Annotated in this window: 14 protein-coding genes; 9 read left to right on the top strand and 5 right to left on the bottom strand. The window is 41.6% G+C overall.

The window, feature by feature from the left end:
- Window positions 1–42 precede the first annotated feature (42 nt).
- Both FBB35_RS10960 and FBB35_RS10955 read right to left on the bottom strand, forming a co-directional pair.
- A complete protein-coding gene (locus tag FBB35_RS10960; RefSeq protein WP_012412225.1) occupies window positions 43–315 on the bottom strand; it encodes a DUF3143 domain-containing protein in 273 nt (90 codons plus the stop codon).
- 31 nt (window positions 316–346) lie between these two features.
- Complete coding sequence (locus FBB35_RS10955; RefSeq protein ID WP_174713603.1) at window positions 347–868, bottom strand: J domain-containing protein; 522 nt, start codon at window positions 866–868, stop codon at window positions 347–349.
- 139 nt (window positions 869–1,007) lie between these two features.
- Here FBB35_RS10955 and FBB35_RS10950 point away from each other — a divergent pair, with 139 nt between their 5' ends.
- Together FBB35_RS10950 and FBB35_RS10945 are read left to right on the top strand one after the other, a co-directional pair.
- Window positions 1,008–1,367: a type II toxin-antitoxin system Phd/YefM family antitoxin gene (locus FBB35_RS10950; RefSeq protein ID WP_174709660.1), complete on the top strand. Its 360-nt coding sequence runs from the start codon at window positions 1,008–1,010 to the stop codon at window positions 1,365–1,367.
- On the top strand, window positions 1,364–1,666 hold the full coding sequence (locus FBB35_RS10945) for a type II toxin-antitoxin system RelE/ParE family toxin (protein ID WP_174709659.1): 303 nt from the start codon (window positions 1,364–1,366) through the stop codon (window positions 1,664–1,666). Before FBB35_RS10950 ends, FBB35_RS10945 begins: the two co-directional genes overlap by 4 nt.
- 55 nt (window positions 1,667–1,721) lie before the next feature.
- Here the strand turns inward: FBB35_RS10945 and FBB35_RS10940 are convergent, their stop codons facing one another.
- Together FBB35_RS10940 and dnaK are read right to left on the bottom strand one after the other, a co-directional pair.
- Complete coding sequence (locus tag FBB35_RS10940; RefSeq protein WP_174709658.1) at window positions 1,722–2,717, bottom strand: DnaJ C-terminal domain-containing protein; 996 nt, start codon at window positions 2,715–2,717, stop codon at window positions 1,722–1,724.
- Between the two features lie 151 nt (window positions 2,718–2,868).
- Window positions 2,869–4,971 carry a molecular chaperone DnaK gene (gene dnaK, locus FBB35_RS10935; RefSeq protein ID WP_174709657.1) on the bottom strand — a complete coding sequence of 701 codons (2,103 nt, stop codon included), beginning with the start codon at window positions 4,969–4,971 and terminating at the stop codon, window positions 2,869–2,871.
- Between the two features lie 547 nt (window positions 4,972–5,518).
- On the opposite strand from dnaK, the gene FBB35_RS10930 reads away from it, so the two are divergent.
- The 7 genes from FBB35_RS10930 to rnhA all read left to right on the top strand — a co-directional run bounded on the left by FBB35_RS10930 (window position 5,519) and on the right by rnhA (window position 15,279).
- Entirely contained in the window at window positions 5,519–6,367 is an 849-nt protein-coding gene (locus FBB35_RS10930) for a M28 family peptidase (protein ID WP_174709656.1), read from the top strand.
- Between the two features lie 240 nt (window positions 6,368–6,607).
- Window positions 6,608–8,140, top strand: a complete 1,533-nt coding sequence (locus FBB35_RS10925) for a SagB/ThcOx family dehydrogenase (RefSeq protein WP_174713602.1) — start codon at window positions 6,608–6,610, stop codon at window positions 8,138–8,140.
- 920 nt (window positions 8,141–9,060) lie between these two features.
- A complete protein-coding gene (locus tag FBB35_RS10920; RefSeq protein ID WP_174709655.1) occupies window positions 9,061–11,016 on the top strand; it encodes a PAS domain S-box protein in 1,956 nt (651 codons plus the stop codon).
- A 7-nt stretch (window positions 11,017–11,023) separates the two neighbouring features.
- Entirely contained in the window at window positions 11,024–12,535 is a 1,512-nt protein-coding gene (locus FBB35_RS10915; protein ID WP_174709654.1) for an ATP-binding protein, read from the top strand.
- Window positions 12,536–12,762: 227 nt separating this feature from the next.
- Window positions 12,763–14,076 (top strand): amino acid permease, encoded by a 1,314-nt coding sequence (locus tag FBB35_RS10910; RefSeq protein ID WP_174713601.1) that lies wholly within the window; start codon window positions 12,763–12,765, stop codon window positions 14,074–14,076.
- Between the two features lie 25 nt (window positions 14,077–14,101).
- Entirely contained in the window at window positions 14,102–14,224 is a 123-nt protein-coding gene (locus FBB35_RS35455) for a hypothetical protein (RefSeq protein ID WP_302480967.1), read from the top strand.
- Window positions 14,225–14,370: 146 nt separating this feature from the next.
- A complete protein-coding gene (gene rnhA, locus FBB35_RS10905) occupies window positions 14,371–15,279 on the top strand; it encodes a ribonuclease HI (protein WP_174709653.1) in 909 nt (302 codons plus the stop codon).
- Between the two features lie 113 nt (window positions 15,280–15,392).
- Here rnhA and cruG read toward each other — a convergent pair whose 3' ends face one another.
- Window positions 15,393–16,628 (bottom strand): 2'-O-glycosyltransferase CruG, encoded by a 1,236-nt coding sequence (gene cruG, locus FBB35_RS10900; protein ID WP_254625984.1) that lies wholly within the window; start codon window positions 16,626–16,628, stop codon window positions 15,393–15,395.
- Between the last annotated feature and the right edge of the window lie 38 nt (window positions 16,629–16,666).

The following is a 16,666-nucleotide window of genomic DNA, read 5'->3' as shown; positions in this document are numbered from 1 at the left end:
CTGCGGTAAACTACGCACTTTTACGGTCAACTGTACTCTTCCTTATGGCCCAGAAAACACAGCTTGTTCTACATCATCACGACTGAGAGAATATTTGAATGAGCGTTGGATATCTTGTCCATTTTCCCCAGATTGGACATATCGCACTACAATTTGTTCAACGTCGAGCCATAGTTCAGCTTGCCAACTAGGCCGCTGCACATGCCAGCAATGCCTCTGGGTTTCGTCTTGTTTACAACCTTGGTCTTTTAGCCACTGTTCAATTTGTGGTAGGGGATGATTATATAGGGGCGTATCTGAGGGAAGAAGAGGCATAGGAATTTGGGATTTTAGATTAGGAAATTTTTTAATTTTTAATTACCATAAGGGTAATTAGTTGTGATACATGGTTAATTTGCTGTTGTACAGAGGGAGTTGACTGTAGCAAACGGGTTTGAAAAGCAGCATCACCACGAGTTAAACCAATGGCAACTGCTAACAACAGACAACCTACAAATGTTAACACCAGCATAAATAAAGCAAAAATTTCGCCAGATGATAAGGGGCGATCGCTAGCATCAAGGTAAGCTGATTTTGACCAGTCATGACGCGAGGCGGGATGATTCAAGTCAGGGGGTGGTTGAATCACTCCAAAGCGGGAATAGCCAATTTTTAAATCGTAGCTTAAACGCCGTTCTGGATGGCTAAGGGTGGCGTAAGCTTCGTTGATTTGCTGAAATTTGGCAGTGGCGATCGCAGTAGGCAAGTCTGTAGTATCAGGATGATAGCGTTTACTCAGTTCTCGATAAGCGCGACGAATATCAATTACTGATGCCGAGGGATGCAGTCCTAGCAGGGAGTAATAAGTTGGTTCACTGCTTTGTGGCATTGCCCTGTTTTGATTCACGGCTGTTTGAGTCACTTTGCTCAAAGATATTTTTTATATTTTAAATCCTTTGTGAATTGCAGAAGACACAGCAGGTCTAGCATCTGATAAGATATCTTAATAAAGCATTTAATTAGATGCGATGCAGATCAAAATTAATCTCGAAAATATTCAAACTCTTACCGACTTTAAGCGTAATGCCAAAGATTACTTAGAACGGATCAAGGTAACAAAGTCTCCGATTGTACTAACGGTGAATGGGAAAGCTGAGGTTGTGGTGCATGAAGCGCAAGCGTTTCAACAGATGATAGATGAACTCCAGCGCCTTGAAGAAGAACTGCAAAAACTCAAGTTAGAAGCATTACGCAGTAAGATTAACATTGGTATTAAGCAACTCGATAGTGGACAGTATACTGAATATAACGACGAGTCACTTCCAGCTTTTTTTGCAAATATTAAAGCACTAGGACAGCAAAATTTGGCTAACAGCGATTCTGTATGAGTCGATTTCGTATTTCTACTCAAGCAGCGCAAGATATTGAGGATATATGGAAATATCTTGCTCCAAATAATTTAAAAGCTGCTGACAAACTTTTTGATATTTTGCGAGAAAGCTTTCCAAAACTGGCCAAATTCCCCAAAATGGGCAGGCTACGAGATGAAGTGGCTCCTTTTTTGCGAAGTTTCCCGGTAAAAAATTATTTAATTTTTTATCGTCCAATAGACGAAGGCATAGAAATTGTACGTATTTTGCACGGTTCACAAGATATAGAAACGATTTTTCAAGATGACGAAGACTAATTAAAAATTAATCTTTGTTCTGGTCAATAGCCTCATTAAGATTGATATTTTATCCCTAACGTATTAAATCAGCACGGGGTTTAAAAGTTTCAATTTGCCGTAACTTTTCGTACAATTCCTGTTCTTCTTGAGTAATATTTTTTGGGGTAACTATTTGAATTTCTACTAATTGATCGCCACGTTTACCGTCATCGCTGGGGTAGCCTTTATTCCCTAGTCGGAATTTTTGACCAGACCTAACTCCTGGGGGAATGGTCATTTTCACTGGGCCATCCAAAGTTGGTGCTTCTACCTGTCCTCCTAAAACTGCTTCGCTGGGAGTAACTGGTACTTGGCAAAGGATATTTAAACCTTCTAGCTTAAATAATGGATGAGGCTCAACGGTAATTTTTAAGTATAGATCGCCACCACCAACACCTTGGTTTCGCAAACGAATGGTTTGACCTGTCACCATCCCTAGTGGCATATTAACTTCTAGCGATCGCCCATCTTCCAAACGAATCCGTTCATTACCGCCTTGATAAGCTTTTTCTAGTGGTAGCGTTAATCTGGCTTCTATATCTCGGCGGGTAGTGCGAGGTGGAGTGTTAACTGTATAGGCAACTTTTGTTCTGGGGGAACGAAACGGATCGCTAGTATTGTCATTACTAGGCTTACTGGCCCCACTCTTATTTTTGACACCGATAACTTGATTAATAAAGCTTTCAAAGTCGGAGAATTGACTTGGATCTACGTCTTGATTGCCGTTGCGATCGCTAGCACCACTCTGCCAAGTTTTAGCCTTTGGCGTTTGTTTGTTGCCTGCAAAGCCTTTTTGCTTCCAGTAGCGGCTAAACTGGTCGTATTGCGATCGCTTTGCTGAGTCTGAAAGGACTTCATAAGCCTCGCCGATATCCTTAAATTTTTCCTCAGATTCTTTGTTACCCGGATTGAGATCGGGGTGATATTGTCTTGCTAAACGCCGATAAACCTTTTTAATTTCCTCACCAGAAGCGTCTTTAGATACTCCTAAAATCTCGTAATAATCTCGAAAATTCGGCAAATTTTGCATAGTCAGTTATTTAAATTTTAGATTTTAGATTTTAGATTGCTTACAGCAGGTTGCAAGTAAGCGAGGTACAAAATACAAAACTTACGTATCAGATATATAGAGTTTCTGCTCCCTTCCCCTTGCCCCCTGCTCCCTGCCCCCTGCCTTCTACTTACAACCAATCATTATCATCTTCATCATCCCAGTTATCTTGGTAGCTGGGACGAGATTTGCGTGGAGGACGGCTTTCATAAGAAGAACGACTGTCTCGGCTATTGTCTCGGCCATAGTCTCGGCTATTGTCTCGGCCATAGTCTTTACCGTAATCTCTGCCATAGTCCTTACCGAATGAATCGCGCTCCCGATATGTATCTCTAGGAAATTCGCGTTCTTTATCCTTATCACCGCCAGTAAAGATGTCACGGATAGTACCTAATAAATCGTCATCTTCATCTTCAGCATAAGTCTGGCGGACTTCCCGATTTAGCTCATAGAGAGCATCTTGCAAATCGGCGTAGGCTTGATCGATACCGCGATCACTATTTTCCTTCAAACTCTCTTTTAAGTCTCGGCAAATATTATCAATTCTTTGGCGACGGCTGCGGGCAAACTGCATACCAAATTCAAGTGCAACTTCTCTAAGTTGCCGTTCTGCTTGGAAAATCAGCGCCTCAGAACGAGTCCGCTTTTCTACCCTTTCTTTACGTTCGCGATCGACATCGGCGTATTTCTGTGCATCTTGAATCATCCGATTCACTTCTGACTCGTTCAAGGTGGAAGCGCCTTGAACGGTGATACTTTGCTCTCGCCCAGTGGTTCTATCTAAGGCTGTTACCTGTAAAATACCATTAGCATCGATATCAAATGACACCTGAACTTGAGGAATTCCTCGCGGCGCTGGGGGGATACCATACAGCTTGAAACGTCCTAAAGACTTATTGTTTCCTGCCATTTCCCGTTCGCCCTGAACTACGTGGATTTCCACAGTATTTTGGTTATTTTCAGACGTAGAAAAAATGTCAGAACGGCGAACTGGGATGGTGGTGTTGCGGGGAATGAGTTTTTTCATCACGCCGCCGATGGTTTCCAACCCCAAAGAAAGGGGTGTAACATCCAAAAGCAGTACATCTTTGAGTTCACCTGCAAGAATTCCGGCTTGAATTGCTGCACCCACGCCCACTACTTCATCAGGATTGACATTTTCGTTAGGTTCTGTACCAATCAAGTCGCGCACTAGCTGTTTCACCATTGGCATCCGTGTAGAACCGCCAACTAAGACAACTTCTTCAATGTCTCTAGGTGAAAGTCCGGCATCTTTAAGGGCCCGTTTCACTGGTGTCCGCAATCGCCCTACCAAATCACCACACAAACCTTCAAACTGGGAACGAGTTAGACGAGTTTCCAGATGTTTGGGGCCATCTTCTGTGGCGGTGATAAAGGGTAAGTTAATATCAGTAACGCTGACAGCAGAAAGCTCAATTTTGGCTTTTTCCGCAGCTTCCATCAGACGTTGCAAAGCTTGGCGATCGCGTCTTAAGTCTATTTCTTCAGTTTCTAGAAATTGCTCTGCTAACCAATCTACGATTATTTTGTCAAAGTCATTACCACCAAGTTGCGTATCTCCACTGGTAGCTTTGACCTCAAATATCCCATCGCCCACTTCTAAAATCGACACGTCAAAAGTACCGCCACCCAAGTCAAAGACTAAGATAGTTTCCGTGTCACCCCGATCTAATCCATAAGCCAAAGATGCAGCAGTCGGTTCATTGAGAATCCGCAGCACCTCCAAACCGGCAATTCTGCCAGCATCGCGGGTTGCCTGCCGTTGAGAATCGTTAAAATAAGCGGGGACTGTAATCACTGCCCCTGTGACTGGTTCACCCAAATAGCGACTAGCATCGTCTGCCAATTTCTTCAGCACCATTGCTGAAATTTCTTCTGGGGCGAAATCTTTATTGAGACGGGGACAAGCAATTTTAATATTACCTACTTCATCTTTGCGGATGGTGTAGGGTACACGCTTAGAATCTGGACTAAGTTCGGCATATTTGCGCCCAATGAAGCGTTTCACTGCAAAAAAAGTATTTTGGGGATTGAGGACGGTTTGGCGGCGTGCCATTTGCCCAACTACCCTTTCACCTTCTTTGCTAAAGCCAACTACGGAGGGGGTTGTTCGCATTCCTTCTGCATTGGCAATCACCACCGGCTTGCCACCCTCCATAACGGCGACTACTGAGTTGGTTGTACCCAAGTCGATGCCGACTACCTTGCCCATGCGTTACTCTTCTCCTAAAGTGTCTTATATATTTATTATGATTGGGCGGAACTACCTCTAGCTTTGTGCTATGGGATGAAAACACCTCAATAAAGAGGCAGGGGGACTCGGGGCCCTCACGGAGTGGGGATTGGGAGAGAGGGGGCAGGGAGCAGGGGGAAATGACTGCTAACTTATGCAGAGCAGAACATGGATCTGAGCCTTCCACTTCTAAATAAGTGGTTCTGCTACCTGCGGTAAGCTAGCGCAAAAAATGGGGAATCCCCATTGTTTTCTATCCCCCTTGCTCCCTGCTCCCTGCCCCCTTGCCTCTTTCTCAATGGTATAATAATCATCATTAAGGCAGTGAGCTAAGAAGTGCAGCTAGAGGAGATAGTTGCAAGACTAGGATAGCATTGACGATGATTGCTGTGTCTAAGCAGCCTCAATTCTTGTTATCCGGTTACTTCTACGCACTGAATCTATAAGTTGCTAAATGCACCTTAAATAAGAAATTTCTGCTTCTTTGAGTGCCTGAAAACCTTAATATTACCGCTATTTTAAACATTTGAATTTAACAAAGCGATTACAAACTTCCCTGAGTGCGATCGCGCGAGAACGCGATCCTTACATGGCAACAGCTGGACATTTTTTTGTCCAAGAATACATTCGCCAGGAATTTTCCCAATGGGGGAGTGTGGAAATCCACACCTTTGAAGTCAGGGGTAAAGCTTGTAAGAACTTGATATTAAATTTGCCCTCCCAAGCTAGAGGGCAAAAAAAGGATTTGCCACCGATTTTAATTGGCGCTCATTATGATGGCGTTCCGGGAACACCTGCGGCTGATGATAATGCCACGGGTGTGGCGGTGTTGCTGGAATTAGCCAGAAAGTTTGCTGCCCAACCTGTCAGATATCCTTTAAGGCTGGTTGCTTTCGATATGGAAGAATACGGCTTACTGGGTAGTGCTGACTATGCAGCCCTGTTGCACCAACAAAAGCAACAGCTACGCTTAATGATCTCCCTAGAAATGCTGGGTTATAAGGATTCTACGCCTGGTTCTCAAAGTTATCCTCCTCCTTTGGAACGCTTCTACCCAAATACAGGTGGTTTTATTGCTTTAATTGGCAATTTGCGGACATTGCCTGATTTAATTGGGATGAGCCGTAATATTCGCAAAGCTGGCGTAGCTAGTCAATGGCTACCTGTGCCGAATCGAGGTTTAATAGTTCCCCAAACCAGACTTAGCGATCATGCGCCTTTCTGGGATTTGGGTTATCCGGCAATGATGGTGACAGATACGGCATTCTTGCGAAACCCACATTATCACAAACCTAGTGATGCGATCGCTACTTTAGATTTAGATTTTCTTAGTGGTGTATGTGAAGGGTTAGAAATTGCGATTCGACGGTTATGAAAAATATTAGACATATCCAGAAATTAAATATGCGTTATCCAGAACCCTTGTAGAGACGTAGCAGTGCTACGTCTCTACATTATTTTTGACCAGATGCACTATGCCCAATACCCCATTCCCAATGCAGTTGTTACCAATTACCACTTTGTGACTATGAGGATTGTACGAATTGACACGAAACAATGAGGCTAATGAATGCCAAGATCAAAAAAAGAATGCCCCAAGGATATTAAAAGTACTATGCCAGAATTACACCAATCAATTGCCCAGCATTACCACGAACGGACTAAATACAACCCTGAGACTCTTGCCTCCAAAAGTCAGCAGTTAGACTGGACTAAACAGCCAGTGCCTTTCAAAGAATACAAAATTGGCTCTACTTTTGATCTCAAACCCTATATCCAAGAAAAATCAGAGGGATTTGCCAACAACCCAGATGCTCAATGGTGGCAAAGACTTTCACGGTTGCTGTTTCGCAGCTATGGATTGACAGCGAGAATGCCTTCTATGGGTAGTGCGGTATATTTACGCGCTGCTCCCAGTGCCGGCGGATTGTACCCTGCTGAGGTGTATGTGGTTTCCCGTGGCACGTCGTTATTGCCACCTGGTTTGTATAACTACCAGTGTCGGACTCATTCACTGATGCATTATTGGGAAAGTGATGTTTGGCAAACTCTCCAAGCAGCTTGTTTCTGGCATCCTTCTTTAGAAAACACCCAATTAGCAATTATTGTCACTGCGGTATTTTATCGTTCTGCCTGGCGCTATGAAGATCGGGCTTATCGCCGGATTTTTTTAGATACGGGACATCTATTAGGTAATATCGAATTGGCTGGCGCGATTACTGACTTTCGTCCTCATTTAATCGGCGGCTTTGTGGATGAATCGGTAAACGATCTACTTTATATAGATCCGCAACAAGAAGGTGCGATCGCTGTCTTGCCTCTGGCAGACTTGTTAGATGTCAATCAAAATTTGCCATTGGGATGTACTGCTTTACCTTCCGCCACCGAAACCAGTTATCCCCAAATCCCCGATGGTGAATTGCTGACATATTTCCATCGACACACCCAGATCCAATCAGGTTTAACAGGCAATCTCAATCTACCAGTTATCAAACAAGAAAAATCTTTAGAGGATAAATATAACTTTCCTTTCTGTTTGAAAATCCCCACCACCACTACACCTATAGACTGGGGACAAAAGCTATCAGAACTGGAAAACACAATGTATAAGCGACGCTCTACCCGCGCTTACAATGGTGATGATTTAAATTTCGATCAATTAAAAAGTCTACTCGATTTCACTTACCAACCGCAAAATTACATCGACCAAAGTTTAGATATTTCTCCAGACTATTTTGATTTGAATTTAATAGAAACATTTATTGCTGTTTGCGGAGTTAAAGGACTGGAGGCAGGTTGTTACTATTACGCGCCCAAAGCCCAAGAATTACGCCAAATTCGGTTTAAAAATTTCCGGCGAGAGTTACATTTTCTCTGTTTGGGGCAAGAATTAGGGCGGGATGCAGCAGCAGTATTATTTCATACAGCCGATTTGAAAGCTGCGATCGCTCAATATGGCGATCGCGTTTACCGTTATTTACATCTGGATGCCGGTCATTTGGGACAGCGCCTGAATTTAGCCGCAATGCACCTAAATGTAGGCGTTAGTGGTATCGGTGGATTCTTTGATGACCAAGTAAATGAAGTTTTGGGTATTCCTGCTGATGAAGCTGCTCTATATATCACTACACTGGGACACCCAAGATAGAACGTAGAAGTACGTAAGCTTACTATAGGCTACCGCAAATTAGCTGAAAAACATCTAAGTTAGATATAACAAGAGCTTAACCCCAATTCTTGCCAAAAGTCACTGATTTTGTGCAGTTTCATCAAGAAGTGGTAGAAATTCCGTTACTAAACTCATCTATCAATTATGTTGCAAAAAGTGTCCATAATTTGATAAAAATACTGATGGGGAATATGAGCTTTTTTGAAACTCATACTAATTCTAGGTGAGGCTACGCTTTATTTATATAGGGGTAATTCATAAATTGCCCCTATAGACTATAGTTTTGCATCACTTTTATAGGGGCATTTTCATATCACCTTTAAGCAACCTCAAATGCCTATTCAGATGGAATAAATTATTCCAATAAAACATAAATATTTTAACAATCTTTTGGAGTAAAAACTTTGGTTGAGGTATTTTCAATAAGTAAGTACATTATCCAATCTTGTGGAGTGTGTAATCTGAATGCCTGTAATCGATGGCGCTCATGTTACACACTCTATAATAAATAGCTAGTTTTTTTGTTTAAAACTTTTTAATCAAATTATTTATTAATGGGAACATGGATTTAGCTAATTTAATATCTAATTCCTAACATTAGGAAAAAACAATTTTAATTTACAAGTTTTAGAAACATTTAATTAATATTTAGAGGATGTGTTAAAACTTATCTTGCTTGGATCAAAAAAAAAGGGGACTACTGCGGTCTTCTCCCATAGGGAGATACTAAAAGCATTAGAGAGCCCACGAGTGTCTGGGGTCTCCTCAAATAGAGCAAGTAGTGTGGCTCAAGAAATATCTGGATTTCAGATTTTCAATACGTAAGTTCTGTTAATTTTATTTTGAGATTGAAGCCAATTAAATCTAGTATTTTACAAAATTTTTTCACACAACCACTAATGCTATTTCCTGAAAATGAAAGCCAACGGCTAGAAGTACTTCTTTTCTCTAAAAATCCTAACCCGATGTGGATATATAACCAGAATAATCTGCAATTTTTGGATGTCAATGAAGCTGCTATTATCCACTATGGCTACTCACGAGAAGAATTTTTGCAAATGCAAATAACTGACATTTATCCTCCAGAAAATATACCTATCTTCAGAGAATATTTAGGAAAAAAGCACACTAACTTGCACTTTTCTGGACAATGGCTACATCGGCGAAAAGACGGACAGATTCTTGATGTTGAAGTTGTCACGCATACAATAAACTATGCCAATTATAATGCTCGGTTAGTTAATATCCGAGACATTACAGAACACAAACGAATAGAAAGAAAACTTCAAGAGCAAAATGAATTTTTGCGGAGAATTTTTGAGAGTATACCATTAATGATTGCACTTATTGATACCAATGGTAAATTTCAGTGGGTAAACCAAGAATGGGAAAGTGTTTTAGGCTGGAAATTTAAAGACTTGCAAACTGGTAATGTCTTGGAAGCATTATATCCTAATGCTGAAGATCGACAGGATGTGATTAATTTTATGCAGTCTACACAACACAATTGGGCTGACTTCAGAACTCAGGTTCGGGATGGTGACTTACTAAATACATCTTGGACAAACGTTAAACTTTCAAATGGTCAAATTATCACTATTGGTCAAGATATCACGGAGCGCAAGCGAACTGAACTAGCTCTAAAAGGTCAAGCCGAACGGGAGCAATTGATGCGAACTGTTGCTCAACGAATTCGTCAATCTTTGAATCTCCAAGATATTTTGAATGCAACAGTTCAAGAAGTGCGAGATTTACTTGGGGCTGATCGAGTAGTAGTTTATCAGTTTGACTCAGAAATGATCGGCACAATCATGGCGGAGTCAGTAGAACCTGGATGGAGAGTTTCTTTGGGGGTAGAGATTTATGATACGTGTTTTCAAACAGGCAAAGGAGCGGAGTATTACCAAGTAAACAAACGAGCGATCGCTAATATTTATGAAGCTGGACTAACTGATTGTCATATTCGCTTATTAGAACAATTTGAAGTCAAAGCAAATTTAGTTGTACCCATTTTACTAGAAGTAAGTTCTCAAAATTCTGGCTCTCACCTTTGGGGTTTACTAGTTGCTCACCAATGCTCTGGTTTTCGTGAGTGGGAAAAAAATCAATTAGATTTGCTCGATCAAGTGACAGTCCAATTAGCGATCGCAATTCAACAATCCAGCATCTTTGAGCAAGCTCAGACTGAACTTGTTCAAAGACAAAAGGCTCAAATCAAATTAAAAAATGCCTTAGCTGAAAAAGAAGTTCTGTTAAAGGAAGTTCATCATCGAGTTAAAAATAATTTGCAAATTGTCTCTAGTTTATTACAACTTCAGTCTCAAACACTCAAAGATCCTGAAGCCATCAAAGTTCTTCGAGAAAATCAAAACCGAATTGAGTCAATATCTTTAATTCATAAAAATTTGTACACTTCTGCTAATTTTGGGCAGATTGATGTTGCAGATTATATAAGTAATTTAGCAGCAAGCCTGCTAATTTCCTATCAAATATGGCCTAATAGAATTACTCTAGAAACTAATATAGATTCAGTGAATTTGAATGTCGATCAAGCTATTGCCTGCGGATTGGTTATTAACGAATTAATCTCCAATGCTCTCAAGCACGCTTTTCCGAATCAACAAGTAGGTACAATCAGTATTGCTCTACGCAATATCAATAATAATATTGAGATGACTATCCAAGATAATGGAATTGGTTTACCAGATAATTTAGATTGGACAAATACTGATTCTTTGGGTCTGTCATTAGTATATGACTTGGTTACAGAACAGCTAGAAGGCAACATCACCCTAGAACGTAATCATGGAACAGGATTCAAAATCAAATTTAAGCAGTTAACTTTGCATCAGTAAATATCAAATGGGTCAAGCTAGAATTTTAGTTGTTGAAGATGAAGTGATTGTGGCTAGGGCTATTGCTAGCCAACTCAGTCAACTAGGTTACGTTGTTACGGGAACAGCTTCGTCTGGAAAAGTTGCCATTGCTAAGGCATTGGAAACTCAACCAGAGTTAGTATTAATGGATATTATTCTTAAAGGTGAAATGGACGGTATTGCTACTGCCAGCCATATTCGCAAGCAGTTAGACGTTCCTGTAATATTTTTAACTGCCTATGGTGATAATAATACTTTGGAAAGAGCCAAAGTTACCCAACCTTTTGGATACATTGTTAAACCATTTACTACAAAAGATTTAAAGATAGCAATTGAAATCGGTCTTTTAAAACACCAGTTAGAGCGCGAACTACGGCAGAATCGAGATCAGTTGGCAACCCTTTTAAACTCAATAAGCGATGCTGTAATCGCTACAAATGAGCAAGGAAATGTAACATTTATGAATCCCGCCGCTGAGGCATTGACTGGGTGGCAGCAAAAAGATGCTTTAGGAAATGAGGCGGCGAATATTTTTCATATTGTCGATGAAGTCACAGATACTATTTTAGAAAACCCAGTGACAAAAGTGCTGCGAGAGCAGCAGGTTGTTTATTTAGAGGAATTTACATCTCTGATTAGAAGAGACGGAAAAAGAGTTCCAATTGGTGATAGTGCCTCACCATTGAAGGGAGTACCAGATCAAATAAATGGTGTAGTTGTTGTTTTTTGGGATCTTAGCGATCACCGCCAAACAAAAGTGCTAGAGAAAGCATTAGAAAAGGAGCAAGAACTTAACCGTCTCAAGTCCTTATTTATCTCTACCGTATCTCATGAGTTCCGTAATCCCCTGACTGTCATTCAAACGGCAGTAGAGCTTATAGAGATGAAAGGAGCAAATTTGACAGATGTAAAAAGAGGAATTTATTTAAAGCGAATTCAAGGTGCTGTGCAGTCTATGGAAAAACTCATGGAAGAAGTGCTTTTTGTGGGTCGAGCGGAAGCAACAAAACTTGTATATAACCCTGCTCCACTTAACTTAGAGCAATTCTGTCTAGAGTTAATTAAAGATTTTTCTATTGTTGAAAGTAGTGTGTGTGAAGTTGTTTTTACCTGTCATAGCGATCGTACTGACGCTGTAATGGATGAAGGACTATTAAATTATATGTTTGGAAATCTGCTCTCAAATGCGATTAAATATTCTCCAAGAGGTGGCAAGATTGAGTTTAATTTAATATGCGATCCAATAGAGAATTTAGCAATTTTTTATATTCAAGATCAAGGTATGGGCATTCCAGAAGCAGATCAAGCTAGACTTTTTGAATCATTTTACCGAGGCTCAAATGTCCAATCAATTAAGGGGACTGGGTTAGGGTTAGTAATCGTTAAAAGGTGCGTTGATGCTCACAGGGGTCAAATTAGTGTTACAAGTCAAATTGGAGTCGGTACTACATTTACAGTAATTTTGCCCTTAAATTCCGATAGCTCAAGCGAAAGCTAGAGGTGGTTTTATTTTGAGAATCAAATTGATTATGAAATAGCCTTTACCTCTGTTTTTTTCAAGTACTACAAATTACACTCCTGCTCAAAAAGTTGTGTTAACGATGAAATGGCGATCGCTTCTTTTTCCGCTAAAATTTCTCTGCAAAAATAGCAACATCAGTGTTTTTGCGAAGAATATTTCCAGATGCTAGTATTGTTAATCGGGTTTATGTACGGGTATTTAGTATGCTTCCCATAGAGACTGTTCTCAATTCAGAGCAAGTCACTCGGTTGTTTTCTCATCTTGAATTTGATGGAAAAAAGCTTAATCATCAACCAGGTAGTGTATTGGGGAGTACTGCATTGATTGCGGGAACCACTGTTGGGGCTGGAATTCTCGCCCTACCAGCCGTTACTCTACCGTCTGGTATTGTACCATCCACATCTGGACTGATTGCTGTTTGGCTCTACGCTTTAGTTTCAGGGTTATTGGTTGCAGAAGTTACCTTAAACACGATGCGAACAGAAGGGCGTGTAAGCATAGGTTTTTTGGGAGTTGTTGAGAAAATCCTTGGTAAGCTGGGAGCGCAAATGGCTGGCGGTGCATATTTATTTATGCATTATGCTCTCTTGGTGGCATACATCACCCAAGGTGGAGAGATTTTAGGATATGCGGTGGCAAAAATCTGGAGTGTGCAGATATTACCAACGTGGATGGGCACAACGACTTTCACACTGTTATTTGGTGGCATTATGTATCTTGGGCGAGAAAAATTTATTGAGAAATTAAACAGTGCCTTTGTCGGAATTGTCATCGTGTCTTTTTTGGGATTATTGTTTTTCGCAGGAAGGCATATTCAGAGTGCCCAACTCTTATTTCAGAACTGGAGTGCCCTTGGTAGTGCTATTTCAGTGATGTCTGTGGCGCTATTTTTTCAAAACGTTGTGCCGTTAGTTGTGACGCAACTAGAAGGGGATGCCGGCAAAATTCGTCAGTCTATCTTAATTGGTTCTGTGATTCCTCTAATTATGTTTTTGGCGTGGAATGCCGTAATTTTAGGAAGCGTCAGTCCTGATATGCAATATGACACATCTGATGGTAGAACTGTTTTTGACCCACTGCAAATTCTCCGAGCAGGCGGTGCAGGAGAATGGTTAGGAGTTCTAGTATCTATTTTTTCAGAGTTTGCGATCGCCACATCATTCATTGGATTTGTATACGGATTGCTGGATTTGTTCGGAGATATTTTTCTTATTCCACAGGGAAAGCTTTCTAGCCGTTTCCCCCTCTATTCACTGGTTCTTTTCCCGCCAATGACTCTCGGAACGCTCAATCCCAGCATCTTTTTTACTGCTCTAGATTACACTGGAACGTTCAGTATCTCAGTTCTGGGTGGAATTATTCCGGCGTTAATGAGTTGGAAGCAACGCCAAGAACAAGAAAACTCAGATAGCACAAATCAACCACTCGTTCCTGGTGGAAAGTTGACACTCATTGTGATGATTGGAGTGGCATTAACCATGATCGGAAGACAAATTCTAGTAATTTACACAGAGTAAAACCATAGTAGAATCCAAGGTACTATTGACCATCTACAAAGTAAAAAGCGATCGCAACTTAGAAAAGTTTATCAGTAGCACAGCGATCGCACTAGCAACCAACCAAATCGCATCTTCAGTTTTAACTGCTCAATACCCAACCCAATAGCAAAAAATCATTTTTCGTCACAACAGCCTTTTTGTGAAGCATTATTACTGGAATGCTAACCAGTATAATAACCTGGATATTCTTTACAAAAATTCGCCGCTAATCACTCTTGGCTTTGCGTCCTTTGCGGTTCGATATCCTAAACCATGTCCACTCAACCCACAATCCAAAGCATATATACCGATGGTGCTTGCACCGGGAACCCTGGCCCTGGTGGTTGGGGAGTTGTCGTCTACTTTAGCGATGGCTCAATCCACGAAATGGGCGATGCATCGCCTCATACCACCAATAATAAAATGGAAATGCAAGCTGCGATCGCAGCCCTCCAATTTCTGCAAACATCTCAACAAACCCAAGCAATCACCCTCCATACCGATAGCGAATACCTGATTAACTGCGTTACCAAGTGGGTGAAAGGCTGGAAAAAGAAAGGCTGGAAAAAGTCAGATGGTAAACCCGTCCAAAACCAAGAGCTTTTGGAAATTCTTGATGAACTCAATACCCAACAGGTAAAATGGCAACACGTCAGGGGACATTCTGGTAACATAGGTAACGAACGTTGTGATGCGATCGCTCGCACTTATGCTAGTGGCAAAATCCCTTCGCTACAACAATTCACTTCTACAAATTTTTATAAATCTTTACCTTCCCCAAATGAACTAAATGTAGCAAAAGTAGCTGATTATGAAAAAAAGTCTCGAATAATTAACCAAAGTCACCAAGAAATCAGTACTTCTGCACTAGAAATAACCGTTATGGAACCATCAACTGGGCCTACTGCGGCCACTATCGATGAAAAACCGACAGAAATGAGGGTTTCGCAACTCCGCAGCTTGGTCGAAACTCTGCGTATCGCTGACGAAATTTCAGAAAAAGGCTACTTAATCACCAGTTCTGAGTTAGCAGACTTGATGGATGTCCACGCCAGCGCTGTTACCAGTCGGGGAGATCAATGGCGCTGGCGAAACTGGATAGTGTCACGGGTACGCCGTGAAGGAAATCAAATTCTTTGGGAACTGGAACGCGGGGATCAAGTAGGAGGTGAAGAGGAGTAGGAAATGGGCAGGGGGACAAGGGGGACAAGGGGGAATTATTGAACAAGTCTCTCTCTTGTCTTCCTTGTCTCTTCTTCATGTTCAATGCCCAATTCCCAATTCCTAATTCCCCACTATATATATTTGCGTCCTCGCCACTCGCGTGGCTTTTGAAACGCAGATAAGAAGATTCGCAGCACAGCTAGGGGATCGGCTAAAGGGGAAAGCCAGAATAACCAGCCACCTTTAGCACTTTTGCGATCGTAGGAAGGTGCAATCGCAATTAGCATCGCAAAGCGAATTACCACCAAGAATAAATTCAGTCCCAGCAGAAGAAGTGGGGGAGTGGGTAGAGACGCGATTAATCGCGTCTGTAGCGAGTACGAGAGTGAGGGAGAAATCAATAAAAAACTGAGGACAATTAAAAGGGGTAGACCTTGAACAGATGTGAGTAGCCATAAATCTCCCCACAACTGAGAATGAGAAGTTGCATCTTTAAGGTCTAGACTCCGCCCCCATTCCTTCCAGGTCTCCATCGCCCCCTCATACATTCGTACTTTCAGCACCTTTGCGCCATCTAAAAACCCCACTTTATACCCAAGAGTTGAAATATTTCGTGCCAAGGTGACATCATCACAAAAAGAAGTACTCGCGCTGCTGTAACCACCCACAGCAGCTAAAACGGAGCGACGACATAAAAAACACTGCCCATTTGCCATCACCCGTTCAGGCTGCTCTGCATTAATGCCAGCAGGGTCAAATCGGTAAAGTAAAGTCATCAATAAAGCTGGTTGTAGCCAGCATTCCCCTGGATATTTGAGGATAAACTGGGGCGAAAGGGAAACTAAGTCATAGCCTTGTGCTTCGGCCGTCTTCACTAAACCCGCAACCAAACCAGGATGTGGTTGAATATCAGCGTCCAGCCCCAAAAACCACTGACTACCCTCAGAGCTATATAGAAAACCGTTATGCAACGCCCAAGGCCGCCCCACCCAACCAGAGGGTAAAGGATCATCTGTCATCACGCGAAAGCGCGGATCTTTTTGCTGTATGGCTTTTACTAAGTCGGGTGTACCATCACTGGAGTTGCTATCTACAACAAGAATTTCCCGAACTTCGTAGCTTTGCTGACTTAAACCAGCTAACAGAGGGCTAATGCGAAGCGCTTCGTTCAGTGTGGGAACTACGACACTAACCTTACCTAAAAGCTCTGGCGTTGGCTGTTGCGGTTTTATTGGTGGCAGCCTTCTTGGCCCCTTTAACAAGCGCGAAAACAGAATCGCCGTTGCTGGTACTTGAATAAGTAGCAATAAAAAGGATATGGCACTTTCTACTATTAAAGCGTTGTCTACTGTTGTCAAAATACTTATCAATTAAAAGTGCGACTATACAAAATAAATGGGCATGG

This window comes from Nostoc sp. TCL240-02, from assembly GCF_013343235.1.
Classification (GTDB): Bacteria; Cyanobacteriota; Cyanobacteriia; order Cyanobacteriales; family Nostocaceae; genus Nostoc.
This window is presented reverse-complemented; position numbering and strand designations above follow the sequence as displayed.